We start from the raw sequence: 23,187 nt of genomic DNA, 5'->3' as shown, positions 1-23,187 counted from the left end.
GGCCAGCCGGCTCGCGCTGGAGAAGCGTGATGGAAGGACGCCAGCCCCGTGACCGCACTGGCGCCAGACCGGCTGGCCGTACAGAAAACGACTATCGGTTATCGGCCGTTGAAAGCATCACGGAGCCGAGAGAAAAAACCCTGTTGTCCGGGGGCGAACTTGCCAGGGGGACGCTCTTCCCCGCGAAGCTTGGACAGCTCCCTGAGCAGGTCCTCCTGCGCCTGGTCGAGGCGCATCGGGGTCTCGACGTTGACGTGGATCAGCAGGTCGCCCCTGCCGGTCTCGTTGAGCCGCTGCACGCCGCGGCCGTACATCGTGATGACCTGCCCCGACTGGGTGCCGGGCCGCACGTCGATCTCCTCGGCCCCGTCGAGGGTCTCGACGGTCAGCGACGTGCCGAGCGCGGCCGCCGTCATCGGGATCTGCACCGTGCAGTGCAGGTCGTCTCCTCGCCGTTCGAATATGTCGTGCGGCTTCTCGACGATCTCGAGGAACAGGTCTCCGGGCGGGCCGCCGCCAGGGCCGACCTCGCCCTCGCCGGCCAGCTGGATGTGGGTGCCGTCCTCGACGCCCGCGGGGATGCGGACCTTGATCGTACGGCGGGTGCGGACCCTGCCGTCGCCCGAGCACTCCTGGCAGGGGTGCCTGATGATCGAGCCGAACCCGCCACACTGGGGGCACGGCCTCGAGGTCATGACCTGACCCAGGAAGGACCTGGTGACCTGGGAGATCTCACCGCGGCCCTGACACATGTCGCAGGTGTCGGGGTGGGTGCCCGGCGCCGCGCCCGAGCCCGCGCAGACCTCGCACAGCACCGCGGTGTCGACGTTCAGCTCGCGCGTGGTGCCGAACGCCGACTCGCGCAGGTCGAGCTCGACCCTGATCGTGGCGTTGCGGCCCCGCCTGGCCCTGCTGCGCGGCCCGCGGGCGCCGCCCGCCGAGCCGAAGAAGGCGTCCATGATGTCGCTGAAGGGGAAGCCCGCGCCGAAGCCGCCAGCACCCGCTCCCGCACCGGCGCCGGCGAAGGGGTCGGCTCCGAGGTCGTACATCTGGCGCTTGTTGGGATCGGACAGGACCTCGTAGGCCTGCGTGATCTCCTTGAAGCGCTCCTGGGTCTCAGGATCGGGATTCACGTCGGGGTGCAGCTCGCGGGCCAGCCGACGATAGGCCTTCTTGATCTCGTCCTGACTGGCGTCACGGCGCACCCCGAGGGTGCCGTAGTAGTCGTTTGCCACTTATCGACCTCTTATGAAGCAGCCAGGATCTGGCTGACGTAGCGTGCCACGGCGCGCACAGCGCCCATCGTCACGGGGTAGTCCATCCGGGTGGGGCCGAGCACGCCGAGGCGGGCTCCCGAACCGTAACCGGTCGCGACGAGGGACGTGCCCCGCAGTCCTGTGTAGGGGTTTTCCGAGCCGATCCTGACGGTGAGGGTGGTCGGCATGTCGGAGGTCTCGCCGAGCAGGCGCATCAACACCACCTGTTCTTCGAGCGCCTCGAGAACGTCTCGCAGGCCCGTGGTGAAATCGGCGCCCGCCAGGTTGGCGGCCCCCGCGAAGACGATCTTCTCATCATGGCGCTCGACGAGGGTCTCCAGCAGCACCGACAGAATCGTCGCCGCGGCGGGCCGGTCTTCGACGGGCAACCGTTGGGGCAGGTCGGAGACCTGATCGGGGACCTGGCTGAGCCCGCAGCCGTCGAGGCAGGCGTTGAGCATCGCGCGCAGATGCGCGATCCTCGACTCCTCGATGCGCTCGGGCAGCTCGATGACGCGCTGCTCGACCCGGCCGGTGTTCGTGATCAGCACGAACATCACCCGCCTGTCGGTCAGCGGCACGAGCTCGAGATGGCGCACGGTCGACTGCGACAGCGCCGGGTACTGCACCACCGCTACCTGCCTGGTCAGCTGGGCGAGCAGCCTGACCGTGCGGGTGACCACGTCGTCGAGGTCGACCGCGCCTGCGAGGAAGGTCTCGATGGCCCTGCGCTCGGCTCCTGACAGGGGCTTGATCTGTGAGAGCTTGTCGACGAAGAGCCGGTAGCCCTTGTCGGTCGGCACCCTGCCCGCACTCGTGTGAGGCTGGGTGATGTAGCCCTGTTCCTCCAGCGCGGCCATGTCGTTCCTGACCGTGGCCGGGGAGACGTTGAGGTTGTGGCGATCGGCCAGCGCCTTGGAGCCCACCGGTTCGTTGGTGGAGACGTAGTCCTCGACAATGGCGCGGAGCACCGCCAGCTTCCGATCATCGAGCATGTGCTCACCTCCCTGCCTCTTGAGGAAACGACAGGTCTAGCACTCTGTGTTCCCGAGTGCCAAGTGTACGGCCCTCGCCCACAGGGTGCGATAACGCGCGGAATCAAGCCGGTTGCAAGCCGCACGCCGACAATACTGCCCATGACCGACGATCCCTCCCGTGCGCGCGGCACCCGCGAGCGAGGAGTGATTTGCTACGGTCCCCCCATGTACGAGCGTGACGTGCTTGCGGGGAACTGGCGGCGCCCGGGCAAGGGGACGATCCCTTCCGTGCCCGCCGAGCGCGATCTGGTCGTGGAGGACGCCGACAGCGGCTTCTGCGGCGCGGTGGTGGCCTGTGACAAGGAGGCGGTCACCTTGGAGGACCGCTTCGGCAGGCGCAGGCTGTTCCCCCTGGCCCCCGCCGCCTTCCTGCTGGAGGGCAAGCCCGTGACGCTGGTACGGCCGGCCCCCGCCACGGCGAGGGCTCCCCGCCGCAGCGCCTCCGGTTCGGTCGCGGTCGAGGGACTGCGCGCCCGCGTCGCCAGGGAGAGCCGCATCTACGTCGAAGGCGTGCACGACGCCGCCCTGGTGGAGAAGATCTGGGGCCACGACCTTCGCGTGGAAGGCGTCGTCGTGGAGTACCTGGAGGGCGTCGACGACCTGCCCGCGATCGTCGAGGAGTTCGGGCCCGCCCCTGGCCGCAGGCTCGGTGTGCTGGTCGACCACCTCGTGGAGGGCTCCAAGGAGAGCCGCATCGCCGCCAGGGTGACCTCGCCGCACGTGCTGGTGGTCGGGCACCCCTTCATCGACATCTGGCAGGCGGTCAAGCCTTCCGTCCTTCGCATCCCCGCCTGGCCCGACGTGCCTCGCGGGGTGCCGTGGAAGGAGGGGGTGATCGCGGCGCTGGGGTGGCGGCTCGAACCGGCCGAGGCGTGGCGCAGGATCCTCGGCGCGGTGTCCACCTATTCCGACCTCGAACCCTCGCTGCTCGGCAGGGTCGAGGAGCTGATCGACTTCGTGACCAGTCCTGAGGAGGACGGATGACGAACCAACCCCCCGAGGGAACTCCCCCGCCGCCCGGCTATGGCCAGACGCCTCCGTCGGGCCCCGGCTACGGCCAGGCGCCTCCCTCGAACCCGGGCTACGGCCAGGCGCCCCTTTCGGGCCCCGGCTACGGCCAGGCGCCTCCTTCGGGCCCCGGCTACGGCTCCCAGCCGGGGTACGGTTCCCAGCCCGGCTACGGCTCCCAGCCGGGATATGGCTCCCAGCCGGGTTACGGGTCCCAGCCGGGTTACGGCAGTGAGCCCGGTTACGGCTCCCAGCCCGGTTACGGGCCACCGCCCGGATACGGCGCGCAGCCCGGCTACGGGCCGCCCGGCTACCAGCGTCCACCGCACGTGCCCGGCCAGTACGGCCCCAGGCCCGGCAGCGACGACACCAACCTCGCGATGCTCGCCCACCTGCTCGGCATCCTCACCGGCTTCGTCGGCCCGCTCATCCTCTACTTGGTCAAGAAGGACGAGTCTCCCTACGTCCGCGACCAGGCGGCGCAGGCGCTCAACTTCCAGATCACGGTCTTCATCGGCTACATGATCTGCACCGTGCTGGCCTTCGTGCTGATCGGCTTCCTGCTGATCCCCGTGCTGTGGATCGCGGCGCTGATCTTCGAGATCATCGCCGCGATGGCCGCCAACAGGGGCGAGAACCATCGCTATCCGATCAACATCACGTTCGTGAGCTGACCGTCCTGAAGCCGCAGTTACCGCTGGCCGAGTCCGGTGTGTTCGCCGAGCGGGCCGCCACGCGGTAGCGGTGGCAGTAGGAGTCGTGGCACAGGTAGGAGCCGCCCCTGATCACCCTGCGCAGGCCCGTCCCGGGGCCGCGCGGGTCCAGGCGGGCCGAGGCGGCGTAGGCGTCGGCGGCGAACCAGTCCGCGCACCACTCCCACACGTTGCCCGAGACCTCGTGCAGGCCGTACCCGTTGGGCGGGTACGAGCGCACCGGCGCCGTCGCGAGCCAGCCGTCCTCGCCGGTGTTGCGACGGGGGAAGTCGCCCTGCCAGATGTTGCACGGCCACCGTCCCTCGGGGGTCAGCTCGTCGCCCCACGCGAAGCGGCGGCCCTCGAGCCCGCCCCTGGCGGCGTACTCCCATTCGGCCTCCGTCGGCAGCCTGCGGCCCGACCAGGCGCAGTAGGCCATGGCGTCGTGCCACGAGACGTGCACCACGGGGTGGTCGGGCTCGGCCTCCGACAGCGGCCCGAAGGGGTGGCGCCAGTCGGCCCCGCGCACCACCGTCCACCAGGGCGCGGCCGGGTCGACGCCCACCAGGTCGGCCCTTCTCGCCGCGACGGCGAGGCCGAACACCGCCGAGGCCCCGTCGCGCTCGGCGCCCGTGACGTACCCGCTCTCCTCGGCGAAGGCGGCGAACATCGCCACTGTCACCGCCGTCACGTCGACCAGGAACGGCTCCAGCCGTACGGCGTGCACAGGGCTCTCGCCGTCGGCGGGGTAGCCCTCGCCGTACGCGTCGCCCATCTGGAACTCCCCGCCGGGCAGCGCCACCTCGTCGTGCGCGGGAGGCGCCGCCGACCTGCGCACCGGCACGCCGGGGCCGGGTGAGGATCCGCCCTCCGGTGAACAGCAACCCATTGACGTCGCCATCCCCGGAGTATAAGACTCCCTATGTATCGATGCACATAGGTGTTCACGCACATAAGGATTGCTGGTGAAGTTCGAGTACGTCCTGCTCGCGTTGCTGTCGTTCCGCCCCTACAGCGGCTACGACCTGCGTAAGTGGCTGGAGGTCGAGGGGCAGTTCCTCAGGTCGCGCGCCCACCACAGCCAGATCTACCGGCTGCTGGGCCGCATGGTGACCGACGGCTGGGTCGAGTTCGAGGTGGATCCGCGCGAGGGGCGGCCCGACGCGAAGCTCTACCGGCTGACCGCCGAGGGCCGCAGGGTGCTGCTGGAGTGGGTGCGCTCCCCCTACGAGCCGCCCAGCAGGTTCCAGGACGTCGACTTCATGTCGCGCTTCGGCTTCACCGTGGCTCTGGACAGGCAGGCGGCGAAGGTGCTGGTCGGCACGGAGCTCGAGTACCGGCGGGCGCAGGTGGCCAGGTTCAGGGGCAGGCCGAGGACGCTGCGCTTCGAGAACCCGGTCCCCGAGGTCGACCCGGACATGGCGCGAGCCGCCTTCGAGCGCATGCACGAGCAGGGCGCGCGCTCCGTGGACCTGTGGATCACCTGGTTGGAGGACACGATGCGGTGGCTGGAGGCCGAATGAAAGCGATCATGGTGATGTTCGACAGCCTCAACAGGCACCTGCTGCCGCCGTACGGAGGCGACTGGACCCACGCGCCGAACTTCGCGAGGCTGGCCGAGCGGGCGGTGAGCTTCGACAACTGCTACGCGGGCTCGATGCCGTGCATGCCGGCGCGCAGGGAGATCCACACGGGGCGATACAACTTCCTGCACCGCAGTTGGGGGCCGCTGGAGCCGTTCGACGACTCGATGCCCGAACTGCTCAAGCACAGCGGCGTCTACACCCACCTGGTCAGCGACCACCCGCACTACTGGGAGGACGGCGGCGCCACCTACCACGGCCGCTACAACACCTGGGAGTTCTTCCGCGGCCAGGAGGGCGACCCGTGGAAGGGCCAGGTGGCCGACCCTCCGATGCCCGACGACCTCAAGCAGATGCGCTTTCCCGTCTACCGCCAGGACTGGGTCAACAGGCAGCACATGGCCACCGAGGACCGTCATCCCCAGACGCTCACCTTCGACGCGGGGCTGGAGTTCGTCAGGCTCAACCACGGCGAGGACCGCTGGTTCGTGCAGATCGAGACCTTCGACCCGCACGAGCCGTTCTTCTCCCACCAGCGCTTCAAGGATCTCTACCCGCACGACTACGAGGGCCCGCACTTCGACTGGCCCGACTACAAGCGGGTGGTGGAGACGCCCGAGCAGGTCGGGCACGCCCGCATGGAGTACGCGGCGCTGCTGTCGATGTGCGACCACTCGCTGGGCAGGGTGCTCGACACGATGGACGAGCTGGGCCTGTGGGACGACACCATGCTCATCGTCTGCACCGACCACGGCCTGCTGCTCGGCGAGAAGGGCTGGTGGGGCAAGAGCGTCCAGCCCTGGTACAACGAGCTGGTGCACCTGCCGCTGTTCGCGTGGGACCCCCGCGCGGGGATCGCGGGCGAGCGGCGCGAGTCGCTGGTGCAGACCATCGACCTGGCGCCTACGCTGCTCGACTTCTTCGGCGTGCAGCCGCCCGGCGACATGCAGGGCGCGCCGCTTCCCGTCGGGACCGACGAGCCGGTCCGCGAGGCGGGCCTGTTCGGCATGCACGGCGGGCACGTCAACGTCACCGACGGACGCCACGTCTACATGCGCGCCCCCGTCTCGGCCGACAACGCGCCGCTGCTGGAGCACACGCTCATGCCCACGCACATGAGAGGGCGCTTCTCCCCCGCCGAGCTGGCCGACCTGGAGCTGGCCGAGCCGTTCGGCTTCACCAAGGGCGTGCGGACGCTGCGGATGCCCGGCCGTACCCTCTTCAACCCGCACCGGCACGGCACGCTGCTGTTCGACCTGTCCACCGATCCCGAGCAGCGCACGCCGATCGTCGACGACGTGGCCGAGCTGCGCATGGCCGGGCTGCTGGTCGAGCTGATGCGGGCCAACGAGGCGCCGCCGAGCCAGTACGAGCGGCTCGGCCTGCCGTACGAGGGAGAGGTCACCGAGGCGCACCTGCTCGTCGCCGCCCAGCGGGAGCAGGCCGAACAGGCCGCCGAGCCACTGCCCGACCCCGACGACTATCCCTCGGGACGGTTCTCGTTGCGCAGCCCCGTCGCGGCGCTGCTGGCCGACCCCGTCGCCCTCGAGGTGCTGCGCAGGCACGTACCGGGCGTGGCCGACTCGGAGCTGCTCCAGATGGTCGGCGCGACCCCGCTGATCGGGCTGGCCGCCATGGCGGGCGGCCTGCTCCCACCCCCCAGACTCCGCCTGATCGCCGAGGAGCTCGCCACGCTCTGACGCGTCACCGGAGCCGGTGACGGGGCTGCATCCCCGTCACCGGCGCACCTTCCCCCTCCGGTCAAGAAAGAGGTGGCGCGTGACAACTATCGCACCTCCTGCCAAAGTCAAAGGCCGCTGGCCGCAGCTGTCGCTGCTGGGCGGCGCCATGCTCATCGACAACACCGAGGCGAGCCTGGTCAGCAGCCTCTTCCCGGTGATCAGACAGTCCCTCGGCATGTCCCTGGGCGCCCTCGGGGTCCTCACCGCGGCGAGCAAGATCGTCGGAGTGTTCACCGGGCCCTTCTGGGTGTGGGCCGCCCGCCGCTGGTCCCGCAAGGGCGTGCTGGTGCTCGCGACCGGCCTCTGGGGCGTCTGGGGCATCGCCGCGGGCTTCTCCCAGAACTTCGGCCAGCTGCTGATCTTCTACACGATCCTGGCCGCGGGCTACGCCGCCGCCCATCCGGTCATCACCGAGATCATCGGCGACCTGTTCGACTCCTCGGCCAGAGGCAAGGCCGTCGGGCTGCTGTACGGCACGATCGCACTGGTCGGCTCGGTGCTCGGGCCGGTCAAGGGCCAGCTGTCCAACGTCGAGGACGGCTGGCGATGGGGCCTGTGGGGCATCGGCGCGTTCAACATGCTGCTCGGGCTGGCCATCTGGGTGTGGTTCCGCGACCCCGGCACGGGAGCGGCCGAACGACAGCTGGCCGACCTCGACGCGGCCACCCGTGAGGCGCACGGCAAGCTCACCTGGGCCAAGGCGCTCTCGCTGGTGCGGATCCCGAGCTTCGCGATCCTGCTGGTCTCCAGGCTGCTCTCCGGCCACCTGCTGGTGGGCACGTTCGGCGTGGTCTTCCTGGTCGACGTGTACGGCTTCAGCACCGCAGTCGCCTCCATCGTGCTGCTGCCGTTCGGGGTCGGCTACTTCCTCGGCAACCTGCTGGGCGGCTTCCTCGGCGACGCGGCCGAACGGCGTAGCCCGCGCCACGGGCTGGTCGCGGTGCTGCAGGGCGCGCAGTTCGCCTTCGCGATCGTGGCCTTCCTCGGCACCCAGTTCGACTACGGCGACATCGCGCTCTTCGGCCTGTTCTTCGCCCTGATGGGCGCCGCGCAGGGGGTCAACCCCGGCATCAACCGGCCGATCGTCATGGCGATCACCCCGCCCGAGCTGCGCGGCGCCGCGTTCGCCATCTACATCTCCATCTTCGAGGCGGTCGGCTGGGCGATGTTCAGCCTGGGCGCGGGCTTCCTCGGCGACCAGCTCGGGCTCAAGACGGTGTTCCTGTGGGTGCTCGTGGTGCTCATGCTGGTCAACGGCGCCGTCCTGAGCCTGCTGTACCGCACCTACGCCTCTGACGTGGAGCGCGTGCAGCGCGAACTCGACGCCCGCCGGGCGGCCGCGCTACACGGTCAGGTCGCGGATGAGGGCATCGGCTAGCAGCCGTCCGCGCTGGGTGAGGACCATGCGTCCGGCCTTGAACGGCTCGGTCTGCAGCAGACCGTCGCCCAGCGCCCTGGCGACCGCGGTGCGGGCCTCGCCCTTCACCTCGGCCACCGGATAGCCGGAGACCAGCCGGAGCTCCAGCATGAGCCGCTCCACCTCGCGGTCGTCGTCGGTGAGCACCTCGCGCGCGTGGGCGGGCGAGGTGCCCGCCGCCAGGCGCTGGGCGTAGGCGGCCGGGTGCTTGACGTTCCACCAGCGGGTGCCGCCCACGTGGCTGTGCGCGCCGGGGCCGACGGCCCACCAGTCGCCGCCGGTCCAGTAGAGCAGGTTGTGACGGCAGCGCCCGGCCTCGGAGGTGGCCCAGTTCGACACCTCGTACCACTCGAACCCGGCCCCCGAGAGCATCTCGTCGGCGATCAGGTAGCGGTCGGCGGCCACGTCGTCGTCGGGCATCGGCAGCTCCCCGCGCCTGATCCTGGCGGCCAGCCTGGTGCCGTCCTCGACGATCAGGGAGTAGGCCGAGACGTGGTCGGGCCCGGCCTCGATGGCCTTCCCCAGCGACGCCCGCCAGTCGTCGTCGCTCTCTCCGGGGGTGCTGTAGATCAGGTCGAGGTTGACGTGGTCGAACCCGGCCTTCCTGGCCTCCTGTACGGCCTGCCCCGCCCGGCCGGGGGTGTGCTGCCTGTCGAGCACCTTCAGGACGTGCTCGCGCGCGCTCTGCATGCCGAAGCTGACCCGGTTGAACCCGCCTTCGCGCAGCCTCTCCAGGTAGGCGGGGTCGACCGACTCGGGGTTGGCCTCGGTGGTGACCTCGGCGCCTCTCGCGAGGCCGAACTCCTCGTCGATCGCGCGCAGGATCCTGGCCAGGTCGTCGGCGGGCAGCAGCGTGGGGGTGCCTCCACCGAAGAACACCGTCTCGACGGGGAGCTCGGCCTCGCCCAGCACGCGGCGGGCCAGCCGTACCTCGTCGATGGCGGTGTCGGCGTAGTCGCGATGCGACGCCCCTGGGCCCAGCTCGGCGGCGGTGTAGGTGTTGAAGTCGCAGTAGCCGCAGCGGGTCACGCAGAACGGGACGTGGACGTAGAAGCCGAAGGGCCGCTCGCCCAGGCCGCTCAGCGCGCTCGCGGGCAGCTCACCTGAGGCGGGCGCGGGATCGCCGTCGGGAAGGGTGGATGGCACGCTTCCAGTCTGCCCTGTGCCACGGACCACCATTGACGCGCCGATCGACCGGGCCTACGATCCGGTGAACTTACAGGAAAGTTTCCTATAAGTGCGCCTCGGGAGACGCCCGTGAAGAAAGCCCTCATCGCCCTCTCGGTCCTGGTCCTGACACTCACCGCCACCGCCCTGCCCGCCGAGGCCGGCGGCGGTTTCAAGCGGGTCGCCTACTTCATCCAGTGGGGGATCTACGGCAGGAACTTCCACGTCAAGGACATGGACACCAGCGGCGCCGCCGCCAAGCTGACCCACATCAACTACGCCTTCGGATTCGTCGGCGCCGACGGCACCTGCGTCTCGGCCGACCCGTGGGCCGACTGGCAGCGTCCCGTCCCTGCCGAGCAGAGCGTGGACGGCGTCGCCGACGCGCCGGGCCAGGCGCTCAACGGCAACCTCAACCAGCTCCGCAAGCTCAAGGAGAAGCACCCCGGACTGCGCGTGCTCCTCTCGCTCGGCGGCTGGACGGGCTCCCGCCACTTCTCCGACGCCGTGCTCACCCCCGAGGCGCGCGCCAAGCTGGCCACCTCGTGCGTCGACATGTGGCTGAAGGGCAACCTGCCGGGACTGGAGGCAGGCGCAGGCGAGGGCGTCTTCGACGGCCTCGACCTCGACTGGGAGTGGCCGGGCTCCGAGGGCGCCCCCGGTAACGTCATCAGACCCGAGGACAGGCAGAACTTCACCCTTTTCCTGTCGGAGCTGCGCTCCCGGATGAGGGCCCACTCCCGTACGGCCGAGCTGACCGCCTTCCTCCCCGCCGCCGCCGCGAAGATCGACGCGGGCTTCGACGTACGACAGGTCTTCAGGCAGCTCGACTTCGCCACCATCCAGGGCTACGACCTGCACGGCTCGTGGGAGCTGCGGACCGGGCACAACGGCAACCTGCTCACCGACAGGCGCGACCCCAACCCGGTGCGCTACAGCGTCGACCAGACCGTGCGCGACTACCTGACCCGCGGCGCCCCCGCCCGCAAGATCGTGGTCGGCGTTCCCGCGTACGGCCAGGGCTGGACCGGCGTGACGGCGGGCGGCGACGGTCTCTACCAACCGGCCACGGGACCGGCGCCGGGCAGGTGGGCGGCGGGCTCGGAGGACTACAAGGACCTGGTGAACAAGCCGGGCAAGCGCCATCGCGACCTGCGGACCGGGACGATGTGGCTGTATGACGGCAACGATTTCTGGTCCTACGACGATCCGGCGGTGATGGCGCAGAAGGCGGCCTACATCAGGCTCAAGGGGCTGGGCGGCTCCATGATGTGGTCCATCGACCAGGACGACGCCAAGGCCTCCCTCACCTCCGCCCTGTACCGCATCCTCCGCTGACCCGGAAGGCCGAGCCGCCCGAGCTCCTTCGGAGAGCCCCCTCCGGGACCTCGCGACTCGGCCTCCCTGGAACACCCCAGCTTCCGTCTCCCCTACGACCCGCAACCACCTTCCCCTCGACCCCTCCCCGAGACCGAGACCGAGACCGGGACGACCGGTGAAGCTGCTCAGCAGGCCGGGCGTTCTCAGCAGACCGAGCGGCTCTCAGCAGGCTGGGCGGTTCAGGAGGGAGTCGTCGTCGAAACCCGCCAGTTGTAACAAGCTGTCGAGCGCGTCCTGGTGGGTCTGTCCGAAGCATTCGGCCGCCACCTCCAGCACCGTCTCCACCACCGCTGAGTCCGGATACGGCACCTCGACGTGCACCCTGCCGTCGGCCCCCACCTCGGCCGGGGAGAAGTGCAGCCGCAGCAGCCGACGGGTCTCCTCCGCCACCGCCACTCCCAGCAGGGCGGCCTTGACGAACCGCTCGGATTCGGCGCTGTCGCCGTCCATGCCACCTCCACAATCGGACACCTGTTCGATCCGAGAAGCTACGGCACGGCACCGACAAAATCGGGGACCGCCCAGAAGGCCACCCGGACGTCCAGACCGCCGAGGGGAAGGGCGGTGGCGTGGAGGTCCGCGTCGTGGGCGGTGGCGATGGCGGCGACGATGGACAGGCCCAGCCCAGGAGACGAGGAGAGGCCGAGCCCGGCTGCCCGCCCCCGTGTCCCTCCAGGAGGAATCCTTCGGCGGAGGTGTCCTGTGCGGCCCACTCGGCGGCGTTCAGGATTCCGGCAGTGATCGACGCCAGGTCCAGCGGTTCCCGATGGCGACCGGCCACACCGCCGCCCACGCCTACGCCGATCCGGCGAAGGACTTCAGCGCCTGCGTGCGCGCGAACGGGGTCCAGGACTTCCCCGACGTCACGATCAGCGGCGGGACGCTCCAGCTCGGCGGAGGCGTCGACCCGTTCTCGGACAGGCTCAGGACGGCGGTGAAGTCCTGCGAGCACCTCCTGCCGAAGGGGACCGCGCTGCCGAAGGGGACCGCGCTCCCACCCGTCCGACGCCGCCCGAGCCGCCTTCGACGCCCGAGATGAAGCTCGGCAAGCTGCCCGAGGTCACCTGCTCCTGACACGGAGGTCCGGCGCTCGACCCGAGCGCCGGACCTTGGGGCGGCCGGTGTTACTTCTTCGGCTTGTCGGTGCCGGACTCGGTCGACAGCGCGGCGACGAAGGCCTCCTGCGGCACCTCCACGCGCCCGACCATCTTCATCCGCTTCTTGCCTTCCTTCTGCTTCTCCAGCAGCTTGCGCTTACGGGAGATGTCACCGCCGTAGCACTTGGCGAGCACGTCCTTGCGGATGGCCCTGATGTTCTCGCGGGCGATCACCCGCGCGCCGATCGCCGCCTGGATCGGCACCTCGAACTGCTGCCTCGGGATCAGCTCGCGCAGCTTCTTGGCCATCTCGACGCCGTAGCCGTAGGCCTTGTCCTTGTGCACGATCGCGCTGAAGGCGTCGACGGGCTCGCCCTGCAGCAGGATGTCGACCTTGACCAGCTCGGACTCCAGCTCACCCGCGGGCTCGTAGTCGAGGGAGGCGTAGCCGCGCGTGCGCGACTTCAGCTGGTCGAAGAAGTCGAAGATGATCTCGCCGAGCGGCAGCGTGTAGCGGATCTCGACGCGGTCCTCCGACAGGTAGTCCATGCCCTGGAGCTGGCCCCGCCTGCCCTGGCAGATCTCCATGATCGCGCCGATGAACTCGGAGGGCGCCAGGATCGTGGACTTGGTGACGGGCTCGAAGACCTGCGCGATCTTGCCGCCGGTCGGGAACTCCGACGGGTTGGTGACGGTCAGCTCCTTGCCGTCCTCCATGACGACCCGGTAGACCACGTTCGGCGCTGTGGAGATCAGCGACAGGCCGAACTCGCGCTCCAGCCGCTCGCGGATGATCTCCATGTGCAGCAGGCCGAGGAAGCCCACGCGGAAGCCGAAGCCGAGCGCGGCGGAGGTCTCGGGCTCGTAGACCAGGGAGGCGTCGTTGAGCTGCAGCTTGTCGAGCGCCTCGCGCAGCTCGGGATACTCGTCGCCGTCGATCGGGTAGAGCCCGGAGAACACCATCGGCCTGGGATGGTCGTAGCCGGCCAGCATCTCGGTGGCGCCGTGCGCGGCCGAGGTGACGGTGTCGCCGACGCGCGACTGGCGCACGTCCTTCACGCCGGTGATGAGATAGCCGACCTCGCCGACGCCCAGGCCCTTGTCGGCGACCTTCGGCTCGGGCGAGATCACGCCGATCTCGAGCGTCTCGTGGGTGGCCTGGGTGGACATCATGGTGATGCGCTCACGCTTGCCGAGGTGGCCGTCGACGACCCTGACGTAGGTGACGACGCCCCTGTAGGTGTCGTAGACCGAGTCGAAGATCAGCGCGCGGGCCGCCGCGTCGGCGTCGCCCACGGGGGCGGGCACGGTCTGCACGACGTGGTCGAGCAGCTCCTTCACCCCGACGCCCGTCTTGCCCGAGACGCGAAGCACGTCGGAGGGGTCGCAGCCGATGAGCCCCGCGAGCTCCTCGGCGAACTTCTCCGGCTGGGCGGCGGGCAGGTCGATCTTGTTGAGCACCGGGATGATGTGCAGGTCGTTGTTCATGGCCAGATAGAGGTTGGCCAGCGTCTGCGCCTCGATGCCCTGGGCGGCGTCGACCAGCAGGATCGCGCCCTCACACGCCTGGAGGGAGCGCGAGACCTCGTAGGTGAAGTCGACGTGCCCCGGCGTGTCGATCATGTTGAGGACATGACCGTCCCACGGCAGGCGTACGGCCTGCGACTTGATGGTGATGCCGCGTTCGCGCTCGATGTCCATCCTGTCGAGGTACTGCGCACGCATGGAGCGATCGTCGACCACGCCGGTGATCTGCAGCATCCGGTCGGCAAGCGTGGACTTGCCGTGGTCGATGTGCGCGATGATGCAGAAGTTGCGGATCAACGCGGGGTCGGTCTGGCCAGGCTGAGTGCGCACCGAAGTCCGTTTCGACAGGGTTGAGGTCAAGCGTCTTTCATGGTGACATGCCCGGGTGATTGCCCGAACCGTCATCCGCCGCTGCCTGCGCGTTCTCGCGCTGGCTTTAGCCGTCCTGGTCGCGCTCGCCGTCGTGGTGGCAGTCGCGTTCCGTATCCAGTTTACCGGGGCGCCGGAGGCTTGGGCGAAGAGCACGGGTAACGACGCCCTGTGGCTGGGCCACGCGTGGGTCGACGGCCGCCGTACCGAGCAGGACGTCGAGAAGATGGCCGTACGGCTGCGCGCCACCGGTGTCAAGGACGTCTTCGTCCACGCGGGCCCCTTCGAATGGGACGGCGCTCTCGATCCCGCGAAGCACCCCAACGCCGGAAACTTCCTGAAATGGTGGAGGGAGCACCTTCCAGGGGTCCGCGTCTCCGCCTGGCTCGGGCAGGCTGTCAAGAACGGTCTCGACCTCGACGATCCCGCCGCCCGCGACCGGGTGCTCGCGGGCGCGAAGCACATCATGGCTCTCGGTTTCGACGGCATCCACTACAACTCCGAGCCCATCGGCGACGGCGACGCCGACTTCCTCGAACTGCTCGACCGCACCCGCCCGCTGACCAGGCTGCTGTCGGTGTCTACCCCGCAGATCGAGCCCTACCCGCTCATGCGCCTGGCCGCCCGCGCCACGCTCGGCCACGACAAGTACTGGTCGCACGGCTTCTTCCGGCAGGTCGCGCAGCGTACCGACCAGGTGGCGGTCATGACCTACGACTCCTTCCTGCTGATGGAGTCGCTCTACGGCGGCCATGTCGCGCGGCAGGCGAGCCTCGCCCTCGACCTCGCGCCCGCCAAGACGACGATCTTCATGGGCGCTCCCGCATACCACGACCACGCCGTGCCCTTCCTCGACGACTCCGAGAGCGTCGCCAAGGCCGCGGAGGGGGCCAGGCTCGGCCTGTCCTCGCACGGCGCGCGCGACCGCTTCGGCCTGGCGCTCTACGTCGACTTCGCCGCGACGGAGGAGGACTGGAAGGAGTACACCGATCACTGGATGGCGAACTGAACGCGGCGACACGGTCCGATCCGGCGCGACACCCCGTATGCTGGTGCAGCGAGGTCGCCGATTTGAGAGGTGACCTCGATTATTGGTAACCTGTTCAACTGCGTGTGGCGCGCCCTCTCATCGAGCCCGCGCGCCCCATCCGATTTCTGACCTTCACCGAGGCTTCTTCGTGGCGAACATCAAGTCCCAGATCAAGCGCAACAAGCAGAACGAGAAGGCTCGTCTGCGCAACAAGGCTGTCAAGTCTTCCCTGAAGACGGCGATCCGCAAGTTCCGCGAGGCCGCCGACCAGGGCAATGTCGACGAGGCCGTGGCGCTGCAGCGTGTCGCCGCCCGCCAGCTCGACAAGGCCGCGAGCAAGGGCGTCATCCACAAGAACCAGGCCGCCAACCGCAAGTCGGCGATCGCCGCGCGCGCCGCCGCGCTGCAGGTAGCCAAGTAGTACGCAAGAAGCGCCGCACTCCATAACGGAGTGCGGCGTTTTCGTGTGCGCTCAGTCAGATATCCGGATCGCATCGCGAAACTGTCACAGTTTCGACATCACTCCAGCGTATCGGCTGTGTCACTCTTGAGAAGATCGGCTTGCCCGGCGCCCGCTTCATCCCCAAAGGTTCACTTCAACGGGGAGCGCGGAAGGAGCGGGGGCGATATGCGGGGCGCGTTCCGCCGGTCATCGAGCACCCGGCCGCCGAGCGCGCCGCTGACGATCACCGTGTTGGGGCGGACGGGCGCCCTGGCGTTCCTGCCTACGCCGGGCCGTACGGCGGTTTCCCTGCTCGGCGCCTACGCGCACACCGCCATCGGCCGTCGGCGCAGCCTCGGCTCCGTCCTTCGAGTAGGTGACCAGTGACGAACACCCCCACCATGTCCGACCTGGAGGCGCAGGCCACGCGCGAACGGGCCGCCTTCGGCGGTGACGCGCACATCGTCTGCGACAACCTCGTCCGTATCTACAAGACCGAGGGGGTCGAGGTCGTCGCGCTCCAGGGACTCGACCTGCTCATCCAGAAGGGCGAGCTGATCGCCATCGTCGGCGCCTCAGGCTCGGGCAAGTCCACTCTCCTCAACGTGCTGTCCGGCCTCGACGTCCCGACCGCGGGCCTGGCCAGGGTGGCGGGCATGGACCTGCTGTCGATGACGGCCAAGGACCGGCTGCGCTACCGCCGCGAGGTGGTCGGCTTCATCTGGCAGCAGACCGCGCGCAACCTGCTCTCCTACCTGACCGCCAGGGAGAACGTCGAGCTGCCGATGAGGCTGGCGGGCAGGAACCGCAGGAACCGCGCGATGGAGCTGCTGACGCTGCTCGGCGTCGACTACTGCGCGGACAGGAAGCCGTCGGAGATGTCGGGCGGTGAGCAGCAGCGTGTGGCGATCGCCGTGGCGCTGGCCAACTCCCCGCAGCTCATCCTGGCCGACGAGCCGACGGGTGAGCTCGACAGCGACACCTCCGAGGAGGTTTTCGAGGCGCTGCGCAGGGCCAACCGCGAGCTGGGCGTCACCGTGGTCATCGTGACGCACGACGCGCTGGTCTCCGAGCAGGTCGACCGTACCGTCGGCATCCGTGACGGCCGCACCAGCAGCGAGACGCTGCGCAGGGAGGGCGCCGAGGGCGAGATCATCGCCGAGGAGTACGCCGTGCTCGACCGCGTCGGCCGCCTGCAGCTGCCGCGCGACTTCATGAACGCCCTCGACATGGAGCGCAGGGTGCGCCTCGAGCTCGAGTCCGACCACATCGGCGTGTGGCCGTCCCGTGAGGAGTCCCCTGATGAGCAGTGAGCCCCTGGTCGTCGTGGAGGGCCTGCGCAAGGTCTACAGGAGCGGGCCCAAGGAGGTCGTCGCGCTGCGCGAGGTCTCCTTCGAGGCCTACCCGGGCGAGCTGGTCGCGATCCGCGGCCGCTCGGGGTCGGGCAAGACCACGCTGCTCAACCAGATCGGCGGGCTGGACAGGCCGGACGCCGGCCGGGTGGTGGTGGCGGGCCAGGAGGTCACCTCGCTGCCGGAGGAGGCGCTGCTGGCGCTGCGCCGCGACGTGGTGGGCTTCGTCTTCCAGTCCTTCGGCCTGATCCCCGTCCTGTCGGCGGCCGAGAACGTCGGCGTGCCGATGCGCCTGGCCCGCACGCCCGTGGAGGAGCGGGAGAAGCGGGTGCGCATGCTGTTGTCGCTGGTCGGCCTGGAGCAGCACCTCAACCAGCGCCCCTACGAGCTGTCCGGCGGTCAGCGCCAGCGCGTGGCGATCGCCAGGTCGCTGGCCAACAGGCCGCGCCTGCTGGTCGCCGACGAGCCGACGGGCCAGCTCGACTCGCAGACCGGCCGCCAGATCATGCAGCTGATCAGGGCGCTGGTGCGCAGCGAGGGCGTCACCGCGCTGGTGGCCACCCACGACCAGAGCCTGATCTCGCTGGCCGACAGGGTCCTGGAGATCAGCGACGGGGTGCTGCGAGAGGCGGCGCTGCAGGAGTCCTGACCTCCCGCACGCCCAGCACGCTGAGACTCGCCGCGGCCACCGCGACCGCGGCGATCCACAGCGGCGGCGCCGTACCCGCCCACCCGGCCAGCGGGGCGGCGACGGCCAGGCCGAGCGGCCTGGTGGCGAAGGAGATCAGCGAGTCGAACGAGCGCACCCTGCCCAGCGCCTCCACCGGGATCCGGTCGGCGACGACGGTCTCCCACAGCGGGACGAGCAGGCCGAGACCGAACATCGCCACGGCGTACGCCGCGGCCACCGCCCACCCGTTCAGCGGTACGGCCAGTGCCGCCAGCGGCGCGGCGTAGAGCGAGGCGCCCACCGCGCACCCGGCCAAAGGGCGGCGGATGGGCAGGCGAGGGGCGGCGAAGACGCCGGCGAGCATGCCGACCGTGCCGCACTGCACGATGATCACCCACATCGCCTCCCCGCTCCTGACGGTGAGCAGCGGGCCGAGTGTGAGGAACAGCCCGGCGCAGAAGTGCCAGACGCCGTGACCCATGACGCTGACCAGGAACCAGGGGCGCTGCCTGATCTCCCGCCAGCCGCTGAGCAGCGAGTGCGCGCCCGTGGGGGCGGCCGCTCTCGCCGTACGAACACCGCCGAGAGTGAACGCGGAGGCCGCGAAGAGGACCGCGGTGAACAGCGACGCCCAGCCCGGCCCGACCCCGAGGACCAGCGCGCCCGCGATGGCGGGCGCGCCCACCGCGGACAGACTGGTGGCCAGGCCGATCCGCGCGTTGGCGCGCAGCCTGGCCGCTCCCTCGACCGTGGCGGCCACCAGCCTCGGTACGGCAGGCGTCCCGAACGCGGCCGCCGCGCCCGTGACCGCCGCCAGCACGGCCAGGTCGGCGATCCGCTCCACCCCGAGCAGCAGCTCCACGCCGATCGCCGCCTGTGCCGCGCACCTGGTCAGGTCGGCGAACAGCACCACGCGTTCGGGAGGGAAGCGGTCGGCCACCACCCCGCCGAACGGCAGCAGCACCAGCATCGGCACCAGCTCGCAGGCCAGCACGATGCCGAGGTCGGCGGCGTCGCCGCTGCCCATGAGCACGACGAGCGTCAGCGTGGTGGGGATGAGGGCCGTCGCCAGCGCCGACAGAGCGCGGCCGATCACTAGTCTGGTCAACATGGCTCCGGACAATAATTCGCCAGCTAATGTTTCGTCAACGTACGATTCCGTCGACACGCACCTGGCGCGCTGGCGCGGCAAGGCGCCCTACGACGAGCGGGTGGAGGCGATCATCACGCGCATGCAGCTGCTGGTGAAGCATGTCCGTCAGGCCAAGGAGGCGGCCCTCACCGAGGTCGGGATCCAGGACTTCGAGTTCGAGACCCTGCACAGGCTCGTCTCGCGGTCCTCGCGCCAGGCCACTCCCTCGGAGCTGGCGAGCGAGCTGATGATCTCGCCCGCGGGGATGACGGGCCGCATCGACACCCTGGAGAAGGCAGGGCTGGTGCGCCGCGTCCGCAGCGAGGAGGACAGGCGCAGGGTCGACGTGGAGCTCACGGACAAGGGCCACGAGCTGTGGGCGGCGGCGATGGCCGTCAGGGCCACCGCGGAGGCGGAGATGCTGAGGGCCCTGGCCCCTGAGGAGCGGGAGACGCTCGACGAGCTGCTCAAGCGCATGCTGGTCAGCGTCGAGTCCAGAGCCTGACACCCTACCTGCCGTTCCTGCTGGCGACGATCGTCTGGACGGCATGCTCGAGGGCGTAGGCGGGGTCGGCGCCGCCCCCCTTGACCTGCTCGTCGGCGATCGCGACCGCGCGCAGGGCCGCGGACAGGCCCTCAGGCCCCCACCCTCGGAGCTGCCGCTTGGCGTTGTTGATCTGCCAGGGCGCCATGCCGAGCTGTGCGGGCTGGACGTTGCGCCCCGCGCCGCCGACCTTGGCCAGCGACCGCAGCGAACGGGCCAGCGCGCTGACCAGCAGCACCGAGGCCACCCCCGTGCTCAGCGCCCAGCGCAGCTGCTCCAGCGCGTCGGCCAGACGCCCCTCGACCGCGGCGTCGGCCACCGTGAACCCGCTGACCTCGGCCCTGCCCTTGTGATAGCGGGAGACGGCGTCGAGGTCGATGCTCTTGCCCTCGGTGTCGAAGGCCAGCTGCCCGCAGGCCGCCGCCAGCTCGCGCAGGTCGTTGCCCACGGCGTCGAGAAGCGCCTGCGCCGCGTCGCCCGTGATGGTGCGGCCCGCCCGCCTGATCTCGCCCCTGATGAACTCGAGGCGCTCGGCGGGCTTGGTGAGCTTGGTGACGGTGACCACGTCGGCCCTGGCCTTCTTGATGCCGTCGACCAGCGCCTTGCCCTTGACGCCGCCCGGATGTACCAGCACGAGCACGGTGTCGTCAGCGGGGTCCTTCGCGTAGCCGACGACCTCGGCGATGACGTCCTTCGACAGGTCCTGCGCGGACCGAATCACCACCACGGACGTGTCGCCGAACAGCGAAGGCGAGGTCAGCCTGGTCAGCTCGCCGGTCTCGACCTTGGAACCGACCAGGTCGTGCACCTCCGCGCCCGCGTCGCGCGCCTTCGCGGCGGCCACCACCGCGCCGACCGCGCGCTCGGCGAGCAGCTCTTCGTCCCCGACGACCAACGTCACCATGCTTCACATTCTCCTGGCTCTCTCGTACCGCCGCCGCATCACGCTACTCCGGGTCCGCCCCGCCGCGGACCCAGCCGCCTGTACTCCCCGGGCGTCATCCCGCACCACTGACGGAAGGCCAGGTGGAATCCCACGCCGGAGCGGTAGCCGACGCGCTCGGCGATGCGCCCGTGCGCCAGCGTCGACTCCTTCAGCAGCCGCGCCGCCTCCTGCATCCTGCGCGCGGTCAGGTGCCGCATCGGCGCCTCCCCGACCAGCTCCCTGAAGCTGGCCGCGAAGGCCGACCGCGACAGCCCCGCCTCCTCCGCCAGCGACTCCAGCGTCCACTGCTCACCGAACCTCGTGTGGACGGCCAGCAGCGCCCTGCTGATGCCGGGATGGCGCAGAGCCTGCAGCACAGGGGTGTCGAGATCGGCCAGCGCCACCCGCAAGGCCAGCACGAAGACCAGCTCGAAAGCCCGCAACGCCACCAGCACCGCGCCGGGCTCACCACCCGCCCACTCCCCCGCCAGCCTGTCGAGCGTGCCCGACAGCAACGGCTGGCGCTCCAGCATCTCTCTGTCGAACACCAGCACCGGCGGCAGCGCCCTGTAGAGCGGGGCCGCGGCCGAGTCGTCGTAGTGCAGCCCTCCGCAGAGCATCGTCGTGGCGGGGCCGGGGCCGTCGATCTCGACCGTGCGCACCGCCCCCGGCGACCGGTCCGGCAGCAGCGAGGCCAGCGGCACGGTGGGCCTGCCCGGGCTGTCGGCCAGGCGGTGCGCGGTGCCGTGCGGGAAGACGACCAGGTCGCCCGCGTCCAGCCGTACGGGCTCGGGCAGTTCGGGCAGCTCGACCGTGCACGCGCCCTCCTGCACGTAGTGGATCAGCGCGCAGTGCTCCCGCTCCCCCGCCACCCCCCACGGCGCCCGCGCCGACCATCGGCTGTGAAAGACACCCTGCAGGCGCAGCGGGGCGAGCAGCTCGCTCAGCAGATCTTCCACGGACGATCCTTAAACTTCAGAAGACTCGGCTTTATGGATCGTAGCCGGTGGGTGGGGCAGGCTCGATTGCCATGAACATCCTCGTCATCGGCGCCACCGGCGCACAGGGCGGCGCCGTGGCCAGGCGCCTGGTCGACTCGGGACACACGGTGCGCGGCCTCACCCGCTCGGGCGCGGGACTTCCGCCCGGCGTCACCCTGGTCACCGGGGACCTGGCCGACGCCTCCGCGGTGCGGGCCGCCTTCGACGGGGTGACGCACGCGAGCGTCGTGCTGCCCATGGTCTTCGAGCCCTCCCTCGTCGAGACCTACATCCGCAACATCGCCGAGGCGGCGGTCGCGGCGGGGGTGCGGCGCCTGGTCTACAACACCGCCAACCGCATGCCGTCGGTCCCGACCTCGGTGGCCGCCTTCGAGACGCGCCGCTTCGCGACGTCGGTTCTGGTGGAGAGCGGGGTGGAGACCGTGGTGGTCAGGCCGCCCGTCTACCTCGACAACCTGTGCGCGCCCTGGGTGGCGGGGCCGCTGGTGCATGAGGGGGTGCTGCGGTATCCGCTGCCTGCCGAGCTGCCGGTGTCCTGGCTCAGCCACGCCGACCTCGCCACAGCCACCCTCGCCGCCCTCACCAGGTCCACCGCCGACCTCGCCGTGGCCCCTCCCACCACGGCCGCCGTCGCGGCGCCGTTCTCGCCGGCCGCGCCGGACGGCCTCGTCGGCGCGCTCACGCCTGAAGGACTCGCGCTCGATCTGGGCGGGGCCGAGGTGGTGACGGGCTCCGAGCTCGCCGCCGCCTTCTCCGTCGCCCTCGGCCGCCCGATCCGGTACCTCGCCCAGGACCTCGACGAGTTCGAGGCAGGCCTGACCCACGCCCTCGGCGCCACCACCGCCGGGGAGGTCGTCTCGACGTACCGCTGGATCGCCGAGCACGGCCACGACCTGTACGGCCTCGACCCGGCAGCCCTCGAGAAGACCCTCGCGATCAGCCTGACCCCCCTCAGCGCGTGGATCGCCGCCCAGCCCTGGACGGAGCTCGCCCGATGACCACCCCCACGCCCGCTCCCACCCCCACACCCAACCCTGCGCCAGCCTCCCCGCCGACCTCCGCCACCACGCCCGACCCCACACCCCGATCCACGCCCAGCCCCACCCCCGCCTCCACACCGACACCCGCTCCCACCCCGAACCCCGCGCCCATGTCTCCGCCGACCTCCGCCACCACGCCCGACCACACGCCCGGGCCCACACCCAATTCCGCCCCCGCCTCCACACCGACACCCGCTTCCACACCGAACCCCGCGCCGACCTCCGCCCCCGCACCTCACACCGCGCCGACCTCCGCCCCCTTGTCCAGCCCCACCCCGGTGTCCACGCCGCAGGACTCCCCACCCGACCTCACGCTCGCCGACGATGACGCGGACGCCTGCCGGGCGGAGATCGTCCGGCACCACCGGGTCATCGAAGACTGGCTCACCGGACGCGGCGCCCGCGCCGACCTCCCCACCTTCGCCGACGCGCACACGCCCGCCTTCACCCTCATCGCCCCGGACGGCGAAGCGCTGCCGTTGCCGCGCGCGCTGGCCATGATCGAGTCCGCGTACGGCGCCGCCCCCACCCTCTCGATCTCCATCCGCGACGTGAAGGTCGTCGTCTCGGCGGAGTCGTTCGTGGTCGCCACCTACGAGGAGCACCACGGAGGCCAGGACCCCAGCGTCCGGCGCGCCACAGTGGTCCTCGTCAGGGACACCACCGCCCCCCACGGCCTGCGCTGGACCCACCTCCACGAAACCTGGACCAGGGTTTCATCGGAGCAGCCACCCGCGTGAGCCAGAGCCGGCTCCTGCACGAAGGCAGCCGCAGCC

24 protein-coding genes are annotated in these 23,187 nt (G+C 70.3%); 15 read left to right on the top strand and 9 right to left on the bottom strand.

Annotation, left to right across the window (positions count from 1 at the left end; genetic code table 11):
* Positions 1-98: 98 nt before the first annotated feature.
* The gene (dnaJ, locus tag ABFX50_RS06970) at positions 99-1,235 is read right to left on the bottom strand and encodes a molecular chaperone DnaJ (RefSeq protein WP_183657731.1); all 1,137 of its coding nucleotides are present in this window, start codon (positions 1,233-1,235) and stop codon (positions 99-101) included.
* Positions 1,236-1,246: 11 nt separating this feature from the next.
* Positions 1,247-2,251: a heat-inducible transcriptional repressor HrcA gene (gene hrcA / locus ABFX50_RS06965; RefSeq protein WP_183657729.1), complete on the bottom strand. Its 1,005-nt coding sequence runs from the start codon at positions 2,249-2,251 to the stop codon at positions 1,247-1,249.
* Positions 2,252-2,458: 207 nt separating this feature from the next.
* Between hrcA and ABFX50_RS06960 the strand changes: the two genes are divergently transcribed.
* Entirely contained in the window at positions 2,459-3,277 is an 819-nt protein-coding gene (locus tag ABFX50_RS06960; RefSeq protein ID WP_183657725.1) for a DUF3097 domain-containing protein, read from the top strand.
* On the top strand, positions 3,274-3,975 hold the full coding sequence (locus ABFX50_RS06955) for a DUF4870 domain-containing protein (RefSeq protein ID WP_346144291.1): 702 nt from the start codon (positions 3,274-3,276) through the stop codon (positions 3,973-3,975). Before ABFX50_RS06960 ends, ABFX50_RS06955 begins: the two co-directional genes overlap by 4 nt.
* On the opposite strand, the gene ABFX50_RS06950 is transcribed toward ABFX50_RS06955, so the two are convergent.
* A complete protein-coding gene (locus ABFX50_RS06950) occupies positions 3,959-4,894 on the bottom strand; it encodes a formylglycine-generating enzyme family protein (protein ID WP_346144289.1) in 936 nt (311 codons plus the stop codon). The genes ABFX50_RS06955 and ABFX50_RS06950 overlap by 17 nt on opposite strands.
* A 64-nt stretch (positions 4,895-4,958) precedes the next feature.
* Here ABFX50_RS06950 and ABFX50_RS06945 point away from each other — a divergent pair, with 64 nt between their 5' ends.
* The 3 genes from ABFX50_RS06945 (at position 4,959) to ABFX50_RS06935 (ending at position 8,696) form a co-directional block, all read left to right on the top strand.
* Positions 4,959-5,516: a PadR family transcriptional regulator gene (locus tag ABFX50_RS06945; protein WP_346144287.1), complete on the top strand. Its 558-nt coding sequence runs from the start codon at positions 4,959-4,961 to the stop codon at positions 5,514-5,516.
* Entirely contained in the window at positions 5,513-7,276 is a 1,764-nt protein-coding gene (locus tag ABFX50_RS06940) for a sulfatase-like hydrolase/transferase (RefSeq protein WP_346144285.1), read from the top strand. The genes ABFX50_RS06945 and ABFX50_RS06940 overlap by 4 nt, the downstream gene beginning before the upstream one ends.
* A 79-nt stretch (positions 7,277-7,355) precedes the next feature.
* Complete coding sequence (locus ABFX50_RS06935; RefSeq protein ID WP_346144283.1) at positions 7,356-8,696, top strand: MFS transporter; 1,341 nt, start codon at positions 7,356-7,358, stop codon at positions 8,694-8,696.
* On the opposite strand, the gene hemW is transcribed toward ABFX50_RS06935, so the two are convergent.
* Positions 8,661-9,881 (bottom strand): radical SAM family heme chaperone HemW, encoded by a 1,221-nt coding sequence (gene hemW / locus ABFX50_RS06930; RefSeq protein ID WP_346144281.1) that lies wholly within the window; start codon positions 9,879-9,881, stop codon positions 8,661-8,663. The genes ABFX50_RS06935 and hemW overlap by 36 nt on opposite strands.
* A 111-nt stretch (positions 9,882-9,992) precedes the next feature.
* On the opposite strand from hemW, the gene ABFX50_RS06925 reads away from it, so the two are divergent.
* Complete coding sequence (locus ABFX50_RS06925) at positions 9,993-11,240, top strand: glycoside hydrolase family 18 protein (protein ID WP_346144279.1); 1,248 nt, start codon at positions 9,993-9,995, stop codon at positions 11,238-11,240.
* A 204-nt stretch (positions 11,241-11,444) separates the two neighbouring features.
* On the opposite strand, the gene ABFX50_RS06920 is transcribed toward ABFX50_RS06925, so the two are convergent.
* A complete protein-coding gene (locus tag ABFX50_RS06920; protein ID WP_183657709.1) occupies positions 11,445-11,732 on the bottom strand; it encodes a hypothetical protein in 288 nt (95 codons plus the stop codon).
* A gap of 316 nt (positions 11,733-12,048) precedes the next feature.
* Here ABFX50_RS06920 and ABFX50_RS06915 point away from each other — a divergent pair, with 316 nt between their 5' ends.
* Positions 12,049-12,321, top strand: a complete 273-nt coding sequence (locus ABFX50_RS06915; protein WP_346144277.1) for a hypothetical protein — start codon at positions 12,049-12,051, stop codon at positions 12,319-12,321.
* 85 nt (positions 12,322-12,406) lie between these two features.
* Here the strand turns inward: ABFX50_RS06915 and lepA are convergent, their stop codons facing one another.
* Positions 12,407-14,236: a translation elongation factor 4 gene (gene lepA / locus ABFX50_RS06910; RefSeq protein WP_346130500.1), complete on the bottom strand. Its 1,830-nt coding sequence runs from the start codon at positions 14,234-14,236 to the stop codon at positions 12,407-12,409.
* A 55-nt stretch (positions 14,237-14,291) separates the two neighbouring features.
* Here lepA and ABFX50_RS06905 point away from each other — a divergent pair, with 55 nt between their 5' ends.
* The 5 genes from ABFX50_RS06905 to ABFX50_RS06885 all read left to right on the top strand — a co-directional run bounded on the left by ABFX50_RS06905 (position 14,292) and on the right by ABFX50_RS06885 (position 17,748).
* Positions 14,292-15,284 (top strand): glycoside hydrolase family 18 protein, encoded by a 993-nt coding sequence (locus tag ABFX50_RS06905; protein ID WP_346144274.1) that lies wholly within the window; start codon positions 14,292-14,294, stop codon positions 15,282-15,284.
* A 169-nt stretch (positions 15,285-15,453) separates the two neighbouring features.
* Complete coding sequence (rpsT, locus tag ABFX50_RS06900) at positions 15,454-15,726, top strand: 30S ribosomal protein S20 (protein ID WP_183657694.1); 273 nt, start codon at positions 15,454-15,456, stop codon at positions 15,724-15,726.
* A 207-nt stretch (positions 15,727-15,933) separates the two neighbouring features.
* Entirely contained in the window at positions 15,934-16,134 is a 201-nt protein-coding gene (locus ABFX50_RS06895; RefSeq protein WP_346144272.1) for a hypothetical protein, read from the top strand.
* The gene (locus tag ABFX50_RS06890) at positions 16,131-17,060 is read left to right on the top strand and encodes an ABC transporter ATP-binding protein (RefSeq protein WP_346144270.1); all 930 of its coding nucleotides are present in this window, start codon (positions 16,131-16,133) and stop codon (positions 17,058-17,060) included. Before ABFX50_RS06895 ends, ABFX50_RS06890 begins: the two co-directional genes overlap by 4 nt.
* Positions 17,050-17,748: an ABC transporter ATP-binding protein gene (locus ABFX50_RS06885; protein WP_183657688.1), complete on the top strand. Its 699-nt coding sequence runs from the start codon at positions 17,050-17,052 to the stop codon at positions 17,746-17,748. The genes ABFX50_RS06890 and ABFX50_RS06885 overlap by 11 nt, the downstream gene beginning before the upstream one ends.
* On the opposite strand, the gene ABFX50_RS06880 is transcribed toward ABFX50_RS06885, so the two are convergent.
* Positions 17,705-18,880: an MFS transporter gene (locus tag ABFX50_RS06880; protein WP_346144267.1), complete on the bottom strand. Its 1,176-nt coding sequence runs from the start codon at positions 18,878-18,880 to the stop codon at positions 17,705-17,707. The two genes, ABFX50_RS06885 and ABFX50_RS06880, sit on opposite strands and share 44 nt — an antisense overlap.
* Between ABFX50_RS06880 and ABFX50_RS06875 the strand changes: the two genes are divergently transcribed.
* A complete protein-coding gene (locus ABFX50_RS06875) occupies positions 18,879-19,406 on the top strand; it encodes a MarR family winged helix-turn-helix transcriptional regulator (RefSeq protein WP_346144265.1) in 528 nt (175 codons plus the stop codon). The two genes, ABFX50_RS06880 and ABFX50_RS06875, sit on opposite strands and share 2 nt — an antisense overlap.
* Before the next feature lie 4 nt (positions 19,407-19,410).
* Here ABFX50_RS06875 and holA read toward each other — a convergent pair whose 3' ends face one another.
* Positions 19,411-20,349 carry a DNA polymerase III subunit delta gene (gene holA, locus ABFX50_RS06870; protein ID WP_346144263.1) on the bottom strand — a complete coding sequence of 313 codons (939 nt, stop codon included), beginning with the start codon at positions 20,347-20,349 and terminating at the stop codon, positions 19,411-19,413.
* A 38-nt stretch (positions 20,350-20,387) separates the two neighbouring features.
* Entirely contained in the window at positions 20,388-21,329 is a 942-nt protein-coding gene (locus ABFX50_RS06865) for an AraC family transcriptional regulator (RefSeq protein ID WP_346144261.1), read from the bottom strand.
* Between the two features lie 71 nt (positions 21,330-21,400).
* On the opposite strand from ABFX50_RS06865, the gene ABFX50_RS06860 reads away from it, so the two are divergent.
* Positions 21,401-22,369, top strand: a complete 969-nt coding sequence (locus tag ABFX50_RS06860) for an SDR family oxidoreductase (RefSeq protein ID WP_346144259.1) — start codon at positions 21,401-21,403, stop codon at positions 22,367-22,369.
* Positions 22,366-23,151 carry a hypothetical protein gene (locus tag ABFX50_RS06855; RefSeq protein ID WP_346144257.1) on the top strand — a complete coding sequence of 262 codons (786 nt, stop codon included), beginning with the start codon at positions 22,366-22,368 and terminating at the stop codon, positions 23,149-23,151. The genes ABFX50_RS06860 and ABFX50_RS06855 overlap by 4 nt, the downstream gene beginning before the upstream one ends.
* Positions 23,152-23,187: the final 36 nt, after the last annotated feature.

The sequence above is a fragment of the Nonomuraea recticatena genome (assembly GCF_039533245.1).
Lineage (GTDB): Bacteria > Actinomycetota > Actinomycetes > Streptosporangiales > Streptosporangiaceae > Nonomuraea > Nonomuraea roseola.
This window is presented reverse-complemented; position numbering and strand designations above follow the sequence as displayed.